The organism is Chromobacterium sp. CCUG 30098 (genome assembly GCF_059916605.1).
Genome location: NZ_JAUCGS010000002.1, coordinates 384,473 through 399,828, shown reverse-complemented (window position 1 = coordinate 399,828; position 15,356 = coordinate 384,473). Strand labels below are relative to the sequence as shown.

At 63.9% G+C, this 15,356-nt stretch carries 14 protein-coding genes; 8 read left to right on the top strand and 6 right to left on the bottom strand.

All coding sequences use genetic code 11. The features are described 5' to 3' along the window. Positions 1–96: 96 nt before the first annotated feature. A complete protein-coding gene (locus QUG03_RS07515; RefSeq protein ID WP_500819741.1) occupies positions 97–1,137 on the bottom strand; it encodes a histone deacetylase family protein in 1,041 nt (346 codons plus the stop codon). 137 nt (positions 1,138–1,274) lie between these two features. On the opposite strand from QUG03_RS07515, the gene QUG03_RS07510 reads away from it, so the two are divergent. The 8 genes from QUG03_RS07510 to QUG03_RS07475 all read left to right on the top strand — a co-directional run bounded on the left by QUG03_RS07510 (position 1,275) and on the right by QUG03_RS07475 (position 10,021). Next, the gene (locus tag QUG03_RS07510; RefSeq protein ID WP_227108254.1) at positions 1,275–1,748 is read left to right on the top strand and encodes an Lrp/AsnC family transcriptional regulator; all 474 of its coding nucleotides are present in this window, start codon (positions 1,275–1,277) and stop codon (positions 1,746–1,748) included. 30 nt (positions 1,749–1,778) lie between these two features. Then, the gene (locus QUG03_RS07505; protein ID WP_227108252.1) at positions 1,779–2,453 is read left to right on the top strand and encodes a glutathione S-transferase family protein; all 675 of its coding nucleotides are present in this window, start codon (positions 1,779–1,781) and stop codon (positions 2,451–2,453) included. A gap of 664 nt (positions 2,454–3,117) precedes the next feature. Beyond that, a complete protein-coding gene (locus QUG03_RS07500) occupies positions 3,118–3,489 on the top strand; it encodes a hypothetical protein (RefSeq protein ID WP_048414716.1) in 372 nt (123 codons plus the stop codon). Positions 3,490–3,782: 293 nt separating this feature from the next. Further along, entirely contained in the window at positions 3,783–4,148 is a 366-nt protein-coding gene (locus QUG03_RS07495) for a hypothetical protein (protein ID WP_107799182.1), read from the top strand. Between the two features lie 230 nt (positions 4,149–4,378). Further along, complete coding sequence (locus tag QUG03_RS07490) at positions 4,379–4,738, top strand: hypothetical protein (protein ID WP_107799183.1); 360 nt, start codon at positions 4,379–4,381, stop codon at positions 4,736–4,738. A gap of 242 nt (positions 4,739–4,980) precedes the next feature. After that, the gene (gene mgtA / locus QUG03_RS07485; protein ID WP_107799184.1) at positions 4,981–7,737 is read left to right on the top strand and encodes a magnesium-translocating P-type ATPase; all 2,757 of its coding nucleotides are present in this window, start codon (positions 4,981–4,983) and stop codon (positions 7,735–7,737) included. 121 nt (positions 7,738–7,858) lie between these two features. Beyond that, positions 7,859–8,383: a DUF2165 family protein gene (locus tag QUG03_RS07480; RefSeq protein WP_488906187.1), complete on the top strand. Its 525-nt coding sequence runs from the start codon at positions 7,859–7,861 to the stop codon at positions 8,381–8,383. A 33-nt stretch (positions 8,384–8,416) separates the two neighbouring features. Then, positions 8,417–10,021: an EAL domain-containing protein gene (locus QUG03_RS07475; RefSeq protein ID WP_500819740.1), complete on the top strand. Its 1,605-nt coding sequence runs from the start codon at positions 8,417–8,419 to the stop codon at positions 10,019–10,021. Positions 10,022–10,060: 39 nt separating this feature from the next. On the opposite strand, the gene QUG03_RS07470 is transcribed toward QUG03_RS07475, so the two are convergent. The 5 genes from QUG03_RS07470 to gyrA all read right to left on the bottom strand — a co-directional run bounded on the left by QUG03_RS07470 (position 10,061) and on the right by gyrA (position 15,350). Then, positions 10,061–10,405: an MliC family protein gene (locus QUG03_RS07470; RefSeq protein WP_199225858.1), complete on the bottom strand. Its 345-nt coding sequence runs from the start codon at positions 10,403–10,405 to the stop codon at positions 10,061–10,063. A gap of 136 nt (positions 10,406–10,541) precedes the next feature. Further along, complete coding sequence (gene serC, locus QUG03_RS07465) at positions 10,542–11,630, bottom strand: 3-phosphoserine/phosphohydroxythreonine transaminase (protein ID WP_107801767.1); 1,089 nt, start codon at positions 11,628–11,630, stop codon at positions 10,542–10,544. A 107-nt stretch (positions 11,631–11,737) separates the two neighbouring features. Then, positions 11,738–12,166 (bottom strand): PaaI family thioesterase, encoded by a 429-nt coding sequence (locus QUG03_RS07460; RefSeq protein WP_371926199.1) that lies wholly within the window; start codon positions 12,164–12,166, stop codon positions 11,738–11,740. 8 nt (positions 12,167–12,174) lie between these two features. Then, the gene (locus QUG03_RS07455) at positions 12,175–12,642 is read right to left on the bottom strand and encodes a PaaI family thioesterase (protein WP_107799189.1); all 468 of its coding nucleotides are present in this window, start codon (positions 12,640–12,642) and stop codon (positions 12,175–12,177) included. Then, positions 12,639–15,350 carry a DNA gyrase subunit A gene (gene gyrA, locus QUG03_RS07450; RefSeq protein ID WP_107799190.1) on the bottom strand — a complete coding sequence of 904 codons (2,712 nt, stop codon included), beginning with the start codon at positions 15,348–15,350 and terminating at the stop codon, positions 12,639–12,641. The genes QUG03_RS07455 and gyrA overlap by 4 nt, the downstream gene beginning before the upstream one ends. Positions 15,351–15,356 lie beyond the last annotated feature (6 nt).

The following is a 15,356-nucleotide window of genomic DNA, read 5'->3' as shown; positions in this document are numbered from 1 at the left end:
TTTACACCCGCCACTCTATGCTTTTTACATTTTTTTCACAAGTTCGGCTTGCCGGCCGGCGGCCCGGCGATTTATTCGCCGCCGGGCTGACCCAGGTCAAACGCCTACGCCGCCCGCCTGGAAGCCCGTCAACACATTCACCGCGTTGACGCCGATATCGTCCACCATATAACCGCCCTCCATCACGAACAGCGTCGGCAAGCCCAGCTCGGCGATGCATGCGCCCAGGCGCAGGAAGTCTTCGCTCTCCAGGCGGAACTGGCTGATCGGATCATCCTTGAAGGTGTCCACGCCCAGCGACACCACCAGCGCGTCCGGCGCATAAGCGGCTATTTGCCCGCAAGCGTGGCGCAAGGCTTCGCCGTAGGCCGGCCAGCCGGTGCCGTGCGGCAGCGGGTAATTGTGATTGAAGCCCAGGCCGGCGCCCCGCCCCCGCTCGTCGCGATGGCCGGAAAAATACGGGTAGGAGGATTTGGGATCGCCGTGCAAGGACAGAAACATCACATCGTCGCGCTCGTAAAAAATGCTCTGCCCGCCGTTGCCGTGATGGTAGTCCACGTCCAGCAAGGCCACCCTGGCCGCGCCGCCGTCCAGGCAAGACTGCGCCGCGATCGCCGCGTTGTTCAGATAGCAGTAGCCGCCCATATACTCGGCGGCCGCGTGGTGGCCGGGCGGGCGGCACAGCGCGAAGGCGCTCTTCTCTCCCGCCAGCAAGGCGTCCATGCCGGTCAAGGCCACGTCGGCGCTGGCGCGCGCCGCCCTCCAGGTGCCGGCGGTGATCGCCACCCCGGCGTCCATCGCGTAAAAACCCAGCTTGCCGTCGATGAATTCGGGTTCGATGTCGCCGCGCAGATCGCGCACCGGCCAGATCAGCGGCAAGGCGTCGTGGCTGCGGCCGGCGGCGGTCCATTCGTCCCAGGCCCGTTCCAGAAAACGTACATAGCGCCGGCTGTGCACGCGGGCGTAGCGTTCGCTGTCGTATTCGCTCGGCGCGGCCACCGGGCCCAGCCCCGTCGCCCTCACTCGCGCCAAGATGGTGTCGGCGCGCCCCGGCTGCTCGAAACAGGGCATCAAGACCCCGTCTTTCAACTCGCAACCATGGTGCAGATGGTGCGCGTCGCTGTAAATCGTCAACATCGCCGTCCCTCCTCGTTGTCTCGCTTGAATAAGGCAAGGCCCCAGTATGCGCCGCGGCCGCTGGAATAGTTTTGCTTTTGCCCCGCCTTCGGCGCTAATCTGGAGCAAGAAAAAAATATTGAAAGCGATTGTTGAGCATGAATAGACTCAAAACTCCGCTGGATGATACGGATCTGACTCTGTTGCGCTTGCTGCAGCAGGACGGAGCGATGTCCAACCCCAAGTTGGCCGAACGGCTGTCCCTCAGCGTCACCCCCTGCTGGCGGCGGCTGAAGCGGCTGGAGGAAGCCGGCTACATCAAGGACTACCAGGCCAATCTGGACCGCCGCAAGCTGGGCTATGATGTGCTGGCCTTTGTCCGGCTCAGCTTCGGCCAGCACGCCGACGACGCGCCCAATCGTTTTGAAGACCGGATGCGGGAGCGCCCGGAGGTGCTGTCCTGCCACAAGATCACCGGTGACGCCGACTATTTGCTGCAAGTGGTCGCGCCCAATCTGGACGCGTACAGCGACTTCATCGAAACCGTGCTGCGCCGCACCCCAGGCCTGCACTCCATCCACTCCAGCCTGGCGCTGCGCGAAGTCAAGGCCGGCAGCCGGCTCCCCATCTAGCGCGCTCCGGCGCAATGGAAGAACCCGCCCATGATCACCGTCCACCACTTGAACAATTCCCGCTCGCAACGCGTGCTCTGGCTGCTGGAGGAGCTGAACCTGCACTACCGCATTCAGCACTACCAGCGCGATCCGCTCACCCTGCTCGCCCCGCCGGAACTCAAGGCGGCGCACCCTCTGGGCAAGTCCCCGGTGATCAGCGACGGCGAGCTGACCCTGGCCGAATCCGGCGCCATCGTCGACTACCTGGTGGACACCTACGGCTCAGGCCGGCTCAAGCCCGCCGCCGGCGCGCCGGAGCACAGCGATTACCTGTTCTGGCTGCACCACGCCGAAGGCTCGCTGATGCCGCCCTTGGTGATGAGCCTGGTGTTCTCGCGGCTGGACCGGCCGCCGGTCCCTTGGCTGCTGCGGCCGCTGGCGCGCAAACTGGCCGCCGGCGTCCGCCGCGCCTATCTGCAACCACAGCTGGACGCGCTGCTCAGCCATGCCGACCGCTGCCTGGCCCGCCACGGCTGGTTCGCCGGCCCCGTCTTCAGCGCCGCCGACATCCAGATGAGTTTTCCGCTGGAAGCCGCGCGCGCGCGCGGTTATCTGAACCGGGAACATCCGCATGCGCTGGACTTCCTGCGCCGCGTCCATGCGCGGCCGGCCTATCGGGCCGCGCTGGAAAAAGGCGGGCCTTACGCTTACGGCGACGATTGATTCCTGCTGAAACCGGCTCCAAGTCCGCAGCGCTTCGTGAAGCCTTGCAGGGTGAGTGCGAGCTCAACATGCTCATGCGCCACGAGCAATTCCGCTCTTACGCTCGTTTTCGCCTTGTCTTGTTCTGGCTCGCGAGACTTTGAACCGTTTCTTATATTAATAAACGGCGAATATCCGCCGCATTGAAGACCCGGCTTCAGGCATTGCGACGCCGTTTTTCATTCCACCCCATGCCCATGGCTTATTTAGTGTTGCGCCGCACACAAAAATGTAAAAAAGTTTGATTCAGGATTGCCTATCCTCGTAAAGCCCCCTATAATCCGGGCATCTCAAATACTGCAAAGGTTCATCGTGGACAACGACGGAAGTAGTCGATCTTGTATCGCAACGCCGTCTTGCAGGATTTAGCAGAACCTTTTCTCTGCCACATCCTGCAATGACAGGGTGTGGTGTCTAAAATTCGGCAACAACGCACATCAGCGACCCGCCTAGCGCGCGGCCCAGTGCGAGCCGGACCCCAGGCCGAACGGCCAAGCTTTTCAGACATCCCCAGATTCGCGCCGCGCAGGCGGCTTGCCGCCTGATTGCGCACGGATTCCCTTTGACGGCGTTTGCCTTCGGATTTCGTCGCGTCCTCCTTGCATCGCCAATGGGAGGAATCATCATGCGCTTGATCACTAAACTGGCAGCCCTGCTGCGCCCAGGCAAAACCACCGCCCCGGCCGCCGTTTACCAGTTGAACATTTTTTGCGTCCATGCGGACCTGACCATGCTGCGCGTGCAAGCGGCCAAGCAATTGCACGCCCGCGGCCTGGAGGTGGAACGCATCGCCCTGACCGCCGGCGACAACGACCTGGCCTGTCTGAGCGTGCTCTTCGCCTGTCCGGACGTGGCCAGCCGTTGCCTGAACCAGCTAGCCGCGCATTTTTGCCAGCTGCCCCAGGTCAACCGGGTTCACTGGGCGCGCCACGCGCAGCGCCCGCGCGTGCCCAACCGCGCCTTTTTGCTGGCCCAACGGGCTCATTTGGCGCACTGAACCCACCCCGACTTCCCGCGCGCGGCCATGTCCGCGCGATCCTAATAAACGCAAACGCTGCCAGCCAGCAGGAGGTTCCGATGTTGATAGAAGACCCTGAACCGCGACCGCGCCGGCCCTTGGCGAATTGCTGATCTGAGCCCCTCCCTTATTGCGACAACGGGACCGGCCAATTAGCCGCCGCCGACCATCGCAATCGACCATTAAATTATTTTTATTTCTGCGTCTATAAAACACAGAAAGGGAATAATGCTGTCCGTCGCATTTTCAAAATGAAAATGAGGGAGTCAAATATGCGCCACAATAAACTGGCTTGGTTATTCAATTATCTCGCGCGCAATCCAAGCAAACGCCAAGACGAAACCAGCTGCCACCTGAATGTGATTTGCGACATCCCGGTCATTACCGCGCTGCGCAAACAACTCTTCTGGGAAATGCACACCCTGGGCCTGGCGGCGACCCACGTCGCCATCACCCCGGCCGCCGCCTCCGGACAAGCCTGCCTGAGCGTGCGCCTGGATTGCCCGGTCGCCCTGCGCCGCGCCTTCAATGAAATGGCGCTGCGCCTGAGCAAGATGCCGGAGATTCACCGCGTCCGCTGGGGGCGCCGCAAACCGGAGACGCGGGCCACGCCCCGTCGCTGGGCGGCCAGCGCCTGAGCGTCCATTGAGTTCAACCCCACCGCCAAGAAAGGCCAGCCATGTCTGAAGAACCGGAACCCCGATCTTGCAGACCCGAGGCCGCCCGCACCGCCTGATCTCCTCCGCCTGACGGCGGCGGGATAGGCCCGCGCGCCTCGCCACCGTCAAAAACAACCCTGTCATCGCATGCCGCCAGGCAGGGCCGGCACGTCCGCACGCGACGGAAGCCGGATCGCAAGGAGATCGCCATGAACGACATCATCCGCCACAACATCCGGCCGCAGCGCTATCAACTGTCGGTCATCTGCCCCACGCAAGCGGTCAAGGCCGCGCGCCGGGAAATCCGCGCCGCCGCCCAAGGCCACGGGCTGAAAGTGTCCAGCTGGAACGAAACCCTGCTGGCCGGCGAATGCCACGCCTCCGGCGCGCCGGCCAACTGGATGCTGGCCACCGAGTTCCGTTCCCGCGGCGACGCCTCCATGCATTTCCTGGAAGCCGTCATGCAGCGGCTCGGCAATCTGCCGCTGGCCCGGGTCCGGCTGGACATCCTGCCCGGCCAGGTCCGGCCCGAGTGGTCCGCCGGAGTCCGTCCGCTGGCCCAATCCTGATTCACCCTCCCGCGCCGCCCAGCCACGGCGGCGCGGGCCTCAAGCCCACATGAAGGAAACACCATGACCGACGACAGTTACCCGCTACCGCCCGCCCTGCACACACCGACAACAACGCAGGCGGGCGCAAAACAACAACCCGGAACATCCGCAACACCCGCCGTGCTGCGTCCGCCAGACACCAGGCCGGCCTGAACAGGCCCGGCCGCTCTGCGCGAAACAGGCGCGCAGGAGACGAAACAATGACGAAACACACTAGCAGCCGACACAAGCTGAAAGGCTATGTCGCCACCCCAGGCGCAAAACAGGAAAAACCGGTTATCCGCGCGGTACAGGAAGCCGAAAGCTCCGTGGAAGAAACCTTGCAACGCGTGCGCGGCCACCAGGACGGTCTGACCATGGCGGAGGCGCATCAGCGCTACGCCCAGTTCGGACCCAACGAGGTGGCCCACGACAAGGCTCCGCACCCGCTGATCCAGCTGGCGCAAGCGTTCAAGAACCCCTTTGTCGTGGTGCTGATGGTGCTGGCCGCCATCAGCTATTTCACCGATGTCTATTTCGCCAGCCCCGGCGACGAGGAATGGACCGGCATCATCATTCTGCTGACCATGGTCGGCATCAGCGGCCTGCTGCGTTTCTGGCAGGAATTCCGCTCCGCCAAGGCGGCGGAAAAGCTGAAATCGCTGGTGCGCAACACCGCCACCGCGCAGCGGCGCCCGGCCAACGGCAGCAGCCCGATCCGCCAGGAAATCGCGATGAGCGAGCTGGTGGTGGGCGACATCGTCCACCTGCAGGCCGGCGACATGATTCCGGCCGACATCAAGCTGATCGAATCCCGCGATCTGTTCATCAGCCAGGCGGTGTTGACCGGCGAAGCGCTGCCGGTGGAGAAGTACGACACCCTGGGCGCGGTGGCCGAGAAATCCGCCAACGGCCAGGCCAAGGGCGACGCCGATCTGCTGGACCTGCCCAATGTCTGCTTCATGGGCACCAATGTGGTCAGCGGCAAGGCGTCCGCCATCGTGGTGGCCACCGGCACCGACACCTATTTCGGTTCGCTGGCGCGCAGCGTGGTCAGCCACAAGCGCGTGGAAACCAGCTTTGACCGCGGCGTCAACAGCGTATCCTGGCTGCTGATCCGCTTCATGCTGGTGATGGTGCCGGTGGTGTTCATGATCAACGGCCTGACCAAGGGCGACTGGATGTCCGCCCTCACCTTCGCGCTGGCGGTGGCCGTGGGTCTGACCCCGGAAATGCTGCCGATGATCGTGTCCGCCAACCTGGCCAAGGGCGCGGTGGCGATGGCGCGGCGCAAGGTGGTGGTCAAGCGGCTGAACTCGGTGCAGAATTTCGGCGCGATGGACGTGCTGTGCACCGACAAGACCGGCACCCTGACCCAGGACAAGATCATCCTGGAACACCATTACAATATCCATGGGCTCAAAGACGAAGGCGTGCTGCAACTGGCTTGGCTGAACAGCTTCCACCAGAGCGGCATGAAGAACCTGATGGATATTGCCGTGGTGGAGCACGCGGACGAACTGGGCAGCCGGGTCAAGCCGGACGGCTACAACAAGGTGGACGAAATGCCGTTCGATTTCGTGCGCCGCCGCCTGTCCGTGATCGTGGAAAACCAGCGCGGCCGCCAGTTGATGATCTCCAAAGGCGCGGTGGAGGAAATGCTGGCCGTCTCCAGCCATGTTCAGGACGGTTCGCAGATCAAGCCTCTGACCGCCGAGGAGCGCGCCGCCCTGCTCAAGCGCAGCCAGGACTACAACGCCGAAGGCTACCGCGTGCTGCTGGTCGCCACCCGCGACATCCCCGCCGAAGAAGCCAAGCGCAACTACAAGACCAATGACGAGGCCCAGCTGGTGGTGCGCGGCTTCCTGACCTTCCTGGATCCGCCCAAGGACTCCGCGGCGCCGGCCATCCGCGCGCTGAAGGAATACGGCGTGGCGGTCAAGGTGCTGACCGGCGACAATCCCATCATCACCGCCAAAGTGTGCCGCGACGTCGGCCTCAGCCCCGGCGTGCCCTTGATCGGCAAGGACATCGAGGCGATGGACGACGTGGCGCTGTGCAGCGCGGTCAAGCACACCACCATCTTCGCCAAGCTGACTCCGCTGCAGAAGTCCCGCGTGGTCAAGGCCCTGCAGGCCAACGGCCACACCGTGGGCTTCCTGGGCGACGGCATCAACGACGCGCCGGCGCTGCGCGACGCCGACGTCGGCATCTCGGTGGACAGCGGCGCGGACATCGCCAAGGAAACCGCCGACATCATCCTGCTGGAAAAGAGCCTGATGGTGCTGGAAGAAGGCGTGATCAAAGGCCGGGAAACCTTCGGCAACATCCTCAAGTACCTGAACATGACCGCCAGCTCCAATTTCGGCAATGTGTTCTCGGTGCTGGTGGCCTCGGCCTGGCTGCCTTGGGAGCCGATGCTGGCGATGCACCTCTTGATCCAGAACCTGGTCTACGACGTATCGCAGATGGTATTGCCCTGGGACAAGATGGATCCGGAGTTTCTGAAGAAGCCGCGCAAGTGGGAAGCCAACAACATCAAGCGCTTCATGCTGTGGCTGGGCCCCACCTCCTCGGTGTTCGACATCACCACCTACACGCTGATGTGGACGGTGTTCGGCGCCGGCGCGGCCTACTACGCCGGCCTGGCCCACGGCGTCAGCGACGGCGGCGCCAGCATCATGCACTCCGGCTGGTTCATCGAAGGCCTGGTGTCGCAGACCCTGGTGGTGCACATGCTGCGCACGCGCAAGATCCCCTTCCTGCAAAGCACCGCCTCGCTGCCGGTCCTGCTGTCCACCTCGGTGGCCATCGCCATCGGCTGCTACCTGCCGTTCTCGCCGCTGGCGGACAGCATCGGCTTCGTCAAGCTGGACCCCAGCTACTTCTGGTGGCTGCTGGCGACCATGCTGGGCTATATGACGCTGACCCAGATCGTCAAAACCCTTTACATCAAACGCTACGGCCGCTGGTTCTAAGCCAGTGCTCCAAAGCCATCCCAACCCCGCTTGCGCGGGGTTTTTTTACGCCGGCGCCGGCCATTCCCAGCGTCTTGCCGCGCTGGCACAATCGCCCCATCCCTCACGATAAGGAAATCCCATGCATCTGCCCTCTTTGCGCCGCGCCCAGCAAGGCCTGAAAAGCCTGCTCGCGCTCTCCATCGCCCTGTTCGGCCTGCTGGCGGCCAGCGGCAATATGCTGGACTACGACAGCAATTGGCAGTTCGTCCGCCATGTGCTGGCCATGGACGGCATGGAACCCTGGTTTAGCGGCCACGCGTTGAAAAGCCGGGCCATCACCGATCCCGGCTTGCAGCAGGCCGCCTATCTGGCCATCATCGCCGGCGAGCTGCTGTTCGGCCTGATCTGCGCCTGGGGCGGCTGCGCCATGCTGCGCGGCGCGCTATGCGGACGCGAGGACGCCTATCTGCGTGGCAAGACGCTGTTCACGCTGGGCTGCGTTCCGGCGCTGCTGGTCTGGTACACCGGCTTCGCGGTGATAGGCGGAGAATACTTCGCGATGTGGGCCAGCCAGTGGAACGGCCAGATGAAGGCCTACGCCTTCATCGGCTTCATCCTGCTCAGCCTGGTCTACCTGTCGCAGCCGGAAGCGGCGGAGCGCTAGCCGGCCCGGCAACGGCGGCGGCCCTCGTATATCATGAACCATGCCGACTTCCGCATCCGCGCCATGATGTCCCGCCGCCTCACCCTGCCCGCCCGCATCAGCCGCTGGCTGTTGATCGGCGTCGCCGCGCTCCTGCCGCTGGCCGTGATCACCCCCATCGTTTACTGGCAGGAAAGCAACCGGCTGCGGCAGCAGGCCACCCTGCAGACGAGCCAGGCGGAAAACATGCTGGATCTGATGCTGGACTACGCGGAACAGGCCACCGTCACCGTCGCTCCGCTGACCGGCCAGCCGTGTTCGCGGATTGAACAGGCGCTGCGCAAACAAGTCACCATCGTGCCCTTCATCCGCAGCGTCACCCTGGAACGCGACGGCATTCTCTATTGCTCCTCGCTGTTCGGCGTCTACCACCGGCAGATTTCGCCGCCGGACACGCCGCGGTCGGCCACCGAGCTGCGCCTGATGTCCGGCAACGAGCTGACGCCGGACCGGCCCTTGATCATCTACCGCAAACAAGCGGGTCCGACGGCCATCTACATCGCCATCGACGGCGTGCATCTGCAGTTCAGCCTGGACATGGCCAGCGACTACAGTCCGGTCTATATGCGCGTAGGTCCGCACTGGATAGGGCCGGACCACGCGGTGCACCTCAACCCCAGCCCGTCCTTCGATCTGCTCACCATAGAACGCGCCTCCCCCCGCCACCCCTATGCCGTGATCAGCGGCTTCAACCACCGCGACCTGTACCGCCAGATGGCCAACAGCTACGAGCTGGTGTTTCTCAGCATGGCGGCCCTGGGCCTGGTGCTGGCCGCCGCGCTGCGCTGGCAGCTGAACCGGCCGGCCTCGCCCACCGTGGAATTGCAGCGCGCGCTGGACAACGGCGAGTTCGAGCCCTTTTTGCAACCGGTGGTGCGCTCGGACGGGCTGGGCTGGCAAGGCGCGGAGGCGCTGATGCGCTGGCGCCATCCGCGCGACGGCCTGATCCGGCCGGACCTGTTCATTCCTCGCGCCGAGGATTGCGGCATGATCGTGCCGATGACGCGGCAGATGATGCGCCAACTGGCGCGGACCCTGGGACGGAGCCGGCTGCCGCCTCAATTTCACCTGGGCATCAACATCACCGCCGCTCATCTGCGCGACGACGTCTTGCTGGGGGACTGCCGGCAATTTCTCGCCCACTTCCCGTCCGGGGGGCTGAATCTGGTGCTGGAGCTGACGGAAAGAGAGATGGTGGAGCCCACGCCGGAGGCCTGCGCGCGGCTGGCGCGGCTGCGCGAACTGGGGGTGAAGATCGCGATAGACGATTTCGGCACCGGCCATTCCAGCCTGGTCTATCTGCAACAGCTACCGCTGGACGGCATCAAGATAGACAAGAGCTTCACCGCCAGCATAGGCGCAGACGCGCCGTCCAGCCACATTGTCGACAGCGTGGCGGAGCTGGCGCACAAATTGAAACTGGAAATCGTGGCGGAAGGGGTGGAAACCGAGGCCCAGCGCGCCTACCTGACCCGCCTGGACGTGGGCTGGCTGCAAGGCTATCTGTTTGCGCGGCCGATGCCGCTGCGCGAGTTTCTGCTGCGCCCGGAACTGGACGCCGCGCGGGCGGCGGCGCCCGACGCCGACGCGGCGCCTTAGAACCTGTTTACGATCTGCCGCGCGTCTGAGGCCCGGCTCTTAGCGCCGGCTTTCCTTGCAGTCGTCCAGCAAGGCCTTGTCGGCGATTTCGTCGCGCAATGAGCCTTCCGGCCCCTTGGTCCACCAGCTGTATTGCTCGGCCGCGTATTTGGCGCCGGAACCGGACAGCACATTGCTCAGCAGCATGGTCTTGCCCTTGATCGGCAATACGGCGAAGCTCTGGCCGTTCTTGACGTTGTAATACTTGACCGTCAGCTTGGCGCCGTCGGCGCAGACGTAGTTGACGATCTGGCGCTGTCCGGCCGGGATCTCCGGCAAGGTCAGCGGTTTGGCCAGCGCGGCCGCGCTGCTCAGGGCCAGTACGGCGAATACGGCGGATTTCATCATTTCACTCCTGTTCTTGGCTGCCGGCCGCCGGCCATTCGGCGGCGACCGGGGATAGACCGCGGCGCGGCGGCTTCGTTCGCCTCCGCCATGAAAAAGCCCGCCTGACGGCGGGCTGGAAGGCGTGCGCTACGGCTCAGCCGTGCATGCGGGCGAAGTCCTGCATGAAGTTGGCCAGCGATTTGACGCCCTCGATCGGCATCGCGTTGTAGATGGAGGCGCGGATGCCGCCCACCGCGCGGTGTCCTTTCAGCTGGATCAGGCCGTTCTTGCGCGCTTCCAGCAAAAAGGTCTCCTCCAGCGCTTCTTCCTTCAAGCGGAACACCACGTTCATCCGCGAGCGGAACGGCGCGTCGATATGAGTGTGGTAGAAGCCGCCGCTGGACTCGATCACATGATTGAGCAAGCCGGCCTTTTCCTCGTTGCGGGTGGCGATGGATTTGACGCCGCCCTGCTCCTTCAGCCATTTGAACACCAGGCCGGAGATGTAGATCGGGAAGGTGGGCGGCGTGTTGTACATGGAATCGGCGTCGGCGTGCACCTGGTAGTTGAGCATGGTGGGCAAATCGGCCCGCGCCTTGCCCAGCAGATCTTCGCGCACGATCAGCACCACCAGGCCGGACGGGCCGATGTTTTTCTGCGCGCCGGCGTAGATCAGGCCGAACTGGCTGACGTCCACTTCCCGCGACAGGAAGTCCGAGGACATGTCGCAGACCAGCGGCACGTCCGGCAGGCTTTGCGGCACGAAGGGGAATTGCAGGCCGCCTATGGTCTCGTTGGAGGTGTAATGCAGATAGGCCGCCTTGGGATCGCGCTGCCAGCCGGCTTCGTCCGGCACGTAGGCGAAATTGCGGTCTTCGCTGCTGGCCGCCACGTTCACCTTGGCGTAGCGGCGCGTTTCCTTGATCGCCAGCTTGGACCAGTGGCCGGTGTTGACGATGTCCACGCTGTCGCGCTCGCCCAGCAGGTTCAGCGGCACCTGGGAAAACTGCAGCGAGGCGCCGCCTTGCAGGAACAGCACTTTGTAGTTGGCGGGAATGCCCATCAGCTCGCGCAGATCATGCTCGGCGTCATGGATGATCTCCATGAACTCCTTGCCACGATGGCTCATTTCCATCACGCACATGCCGGAGCCGTGCCAGTCCAGCATTTCGCTTTGCGCTTCGGCCAGCACCTGGTGCGGCAGCACGGCGGGGCCGGCGGAGAAGTTGTACACTTTGGCCATGTTCATCCTCTATTTGCGTTGACGGCCCTTGGCGCCCGCACCGGCGAACTTTCGGGCCTTGGTATGCGACAAGGCCCGATCGCTAAGCGCCGGGCCTTTGTTATAGCTTACTGACTAAGCAGGAAGTGGGCTCTCGCCACGGCAACCGGCTTTCGCCGGTCTTCTTGCCAGGCTTCGATCAGCACATTGGCCACCCGCTTGCCCTGCTTGGTGATCTCACACTTGGCGTACAGGGTTTGCGGCCGGCCCGGACGCAGATAGTCCAGCGAGAAATCGACGATTTTCGGCGTTTCCAGCGATTCCCGGTTCCACATCAGGTGCAGCATCGCCGAGCTTTCCAGAAAGCCGCCGATCAGCCCGCCGTGCAACGCCGGCAAGGCGGTGTTGCCGACGTTGCGCTCGGAAAAGGGCAGCTGAAACAACAGCTCGCCGGCCTCGTCCTCGCCCAGCTCCACCCCCATCAGCTTGATGTAGGGCAGTTCTTCCACGATGAGCGCATAGGCTTTTTGATCGCGCAGCGCGTTGAAACGTTCCATGAAGCGGCTCATGCGGCGGCCTCCGGCAACATCGGCGTGCGGCTGGATTCGCGCATGAAGGTGGCCACACCGTGGGCGATCGGATCGCTGGGCGATTCGTGATAGCACACGGCGCGGGTAAAGGCGATCTGGCTGGCCAGGCGATAACATTCCGCCCGGCAGAAGATGGGCTTGCCCGGCGTGGCCGCCTTCAGGTAGTCGATGCGCAAATCCAGCGTGGCGATGGTTTCCATCTCCGGCAGATGCGCCGTCACCGCCACCGCGCTGCAGGTGTCCACCAACGAGGTGATCACCCCGCCGTGCAGGATGCCGGTGACCGGATTGCCGACCAAGTCCTCGCGCCAGTCCACTTTCAGAGTGGGCCGGCGCCCCTCGGTGCCGATGTACTGGAAACCCAGGGCGCGACAGTGCGGAAAGGAGACGAAAAGCTGGCTCATCGCCTCCAGCACTTCGGGATTGGCCGGCGTCGGAATCATGCCTCGCCGCCCTCGTCGGCGGCTTCGACGCCGTCTTCGCCTTCCAGCGCGTCCGCCTCGTCGTCGCTATCGCCCTCGGCCACTTTCTCCAGGCCGATCAGCTGCTCGCCTTCGTCCAGATTGATCAGGCGCACGCCCTGGGCTGAACGGCCGGTTTCGCGCACTTCGGCCACCTTGGTGCGGATCAGCACGCCGCCGGTGGTGATCAGCATCACGTCGTCGGTTTCCTCCACTAGGCTGGCGGCCACCAGCTTGAAGCCGGTCTTGTCGGTCAGGTCCATGGCGATCACGCCCTGGGTGCCGCGGCTGGTCAGGCGGAAGTCGCCGGTGCGGGTGCGTTTGCCGTAGCCGCCGTTGCTGGCGGTCAGCACCATCTGGTCTTCGGAGTTGGTCACCAGCAGGGAGATCAGCTTCTGGCCTTCGCCCAGCTTCATGCCGCGCACGCCTCTGGAAGTGCGTCCCATCGGCCGCACCTGGCTTTCGCTGAAGCGCACCGATTTGCCGGCGTCGGAGAACAGCATCACTTGATCGCCCTCGACCGGCAGGCCGTCCTCGATCAACTCGCCTTCAACCGCGATGTCTTCTTCTACGATGACCTCGTCATCCTCGTCGCCCTGGCCGGCCACGCTCTTGCCGCAGGTCAGCGCCACGCCGATCAGATAATTGCCTTCGTCCAGATTGATGGCGATGATGCCGGCCGCGCGCGGCTTGGAGAAGGCGCGCAGCGGCGTCTTCTTCACGGTGCCGTCGGCGGTGGCCATGAACACGTACTGGTCGTCGCGGAATTCCTTGACCGGCAGCAGCGCGTTGATCTTCTCGCCCTCTTCCAGCGGCAGCACGTTGACCATGGGCTTGCCGCGGCTCTGACGACCGCCCTGCGGCAGATCGTAAACCTTGCGCCAGTAGCAACGGCCGCGGCTGGAGAAGCACAGCACGAAGTCGTGGGTATTGGCCACGAACAAGGTGTCGATGAAATCGTCGTCCTTGGTGGCCGCCGCCTGCTTGCCGCGGCCGCCGCGCCGCTGGGCGCTGTAGTCGTCGATCGGCTGGGCCTTGATGTAGCCGGTATGGGAAATGGTCACCACCATGTCCTGCGGGGTGATCAGGTCCTCGATATTGATGTCGCCGCCGAAAGGCTCGATCTCGGAACGGCGCGCGTCGCCGAACTGGGCGCGGATGGCGGTCAGTTCTTCGCTGATGATCTGATTGATGCGCTCCGGCTTGGCCAGGATGTCCAGGAGGTCCAGGATCACCGCCATGATGTCGCGGTATTCGGCGACGATCTTGTCCTGCTCCAGACCGGTCAGGCGTTGCAGGCGCATCTCCAGGATGGCCTGGGCCTGGGCGTCGGACAGGCGGTAGCCGCTGGCCTTGAGGCCGAACTCTTCCGCCAGCCCGTCCGGGCGCGCCTTGTCCTGATCCACGCGGGACAGCATTTCCTCCACCAGCGGCGAACGCCATTCGCGCTCCATCAGCGCGATCTTGGCTTGCGGCGGGGTTTCAGACGCCTTGATCAGCGCGATGATCTCGTCGACGTTGGACAGCGCGACGGCCAGGCCTTCCAGGATGTGGCCGCGTTCGCGCGCCTTGCGCAGTTCGAAGATGGTGCGACGGGTCACCACTTCGCGGCGGTGACGCAGGAACTCCACCAGAATCTGCTTCAGGTTCAGCAAGCGCGGCTGGCCGTCCACCAGCGCCACCATATTGATACCAAAGCTGTCTTGCAGCTGGGTCAGCTTGTACAGGTGGTTGAGCACCACTTCCGGCATTTCGCCGCGCTTGAGCTCGATCACCACGCGCATGCCGGACTTGTCGGACTCGTCGCGCAGGTCGGAAATGCCTTCAATCTGCTTGTCGCGCACCAGCTCGCCGATGCGTTCCAGCAGCCGCGCCTTGTTCACCTGGTACGGGATCTCGTCGACGATGATGGCCTGGCGGTCGCCCTTGCCGATGTCTTCGAAATGGACGCGCGCGCGCATGATCACGCGGCCGCGGCCGGTGCGGTAGCCTTCCTTGACGCCGGCGGTACCGTAGATGATGCCCGCGGTGGGGAAGTCCGGCGCCGGAATGATGTCGATCAGCTCGTCAATGGTCAGCTCGCTGTTGGCCAGCAAGGCCAGGCAGGCGTCCACCACCTCGTTCAGATTGTGAGGCGGAATATTGGTGGCCATGCCCACGGCGATGCCGGAGGAACCGTTGATCAGCAGATTGGGGATCTTGGCCGGCAGAATCAGCGGCTCGTGCTCGGAACCGTCGTAGTTGGGACCGAAGTCCACGGTTTCCTTCTCGATGTCGGCCAGCAGCTCATGGGCGATGCGCGCCATGCGGATCTCGGTGTACCGCATCGCGGCGGCGTTGTCGCCGTCCACCGAACCGAAGTTGCCCTGACCATCCACCAAGGGGTAGCGCAGCGAGAAATCCTGCGCCAGACGCACGATGGTGTCGTATACCGCGCTATCGCCGTGCGGGTGGTATTTACCGATCACGTCGCCAACGATACGCGCCGATTTCTTGTACGCGCGGTTCCAGTCGTTGGACAGCTCGTGCATGGCGTACAGCACCCGACGGTGCACCGGCTTCAGGCCATCGCGCACATCAGGCAAGGCGCGGCCCACGATCACGCTCATCGCGTAATCCAGATAAGAGCGGCGCATCTCCTCTTCGAGGCTGATGGGGATGGTTTCCTTGGCGAACTGGTTATCGGTCATAGTTTC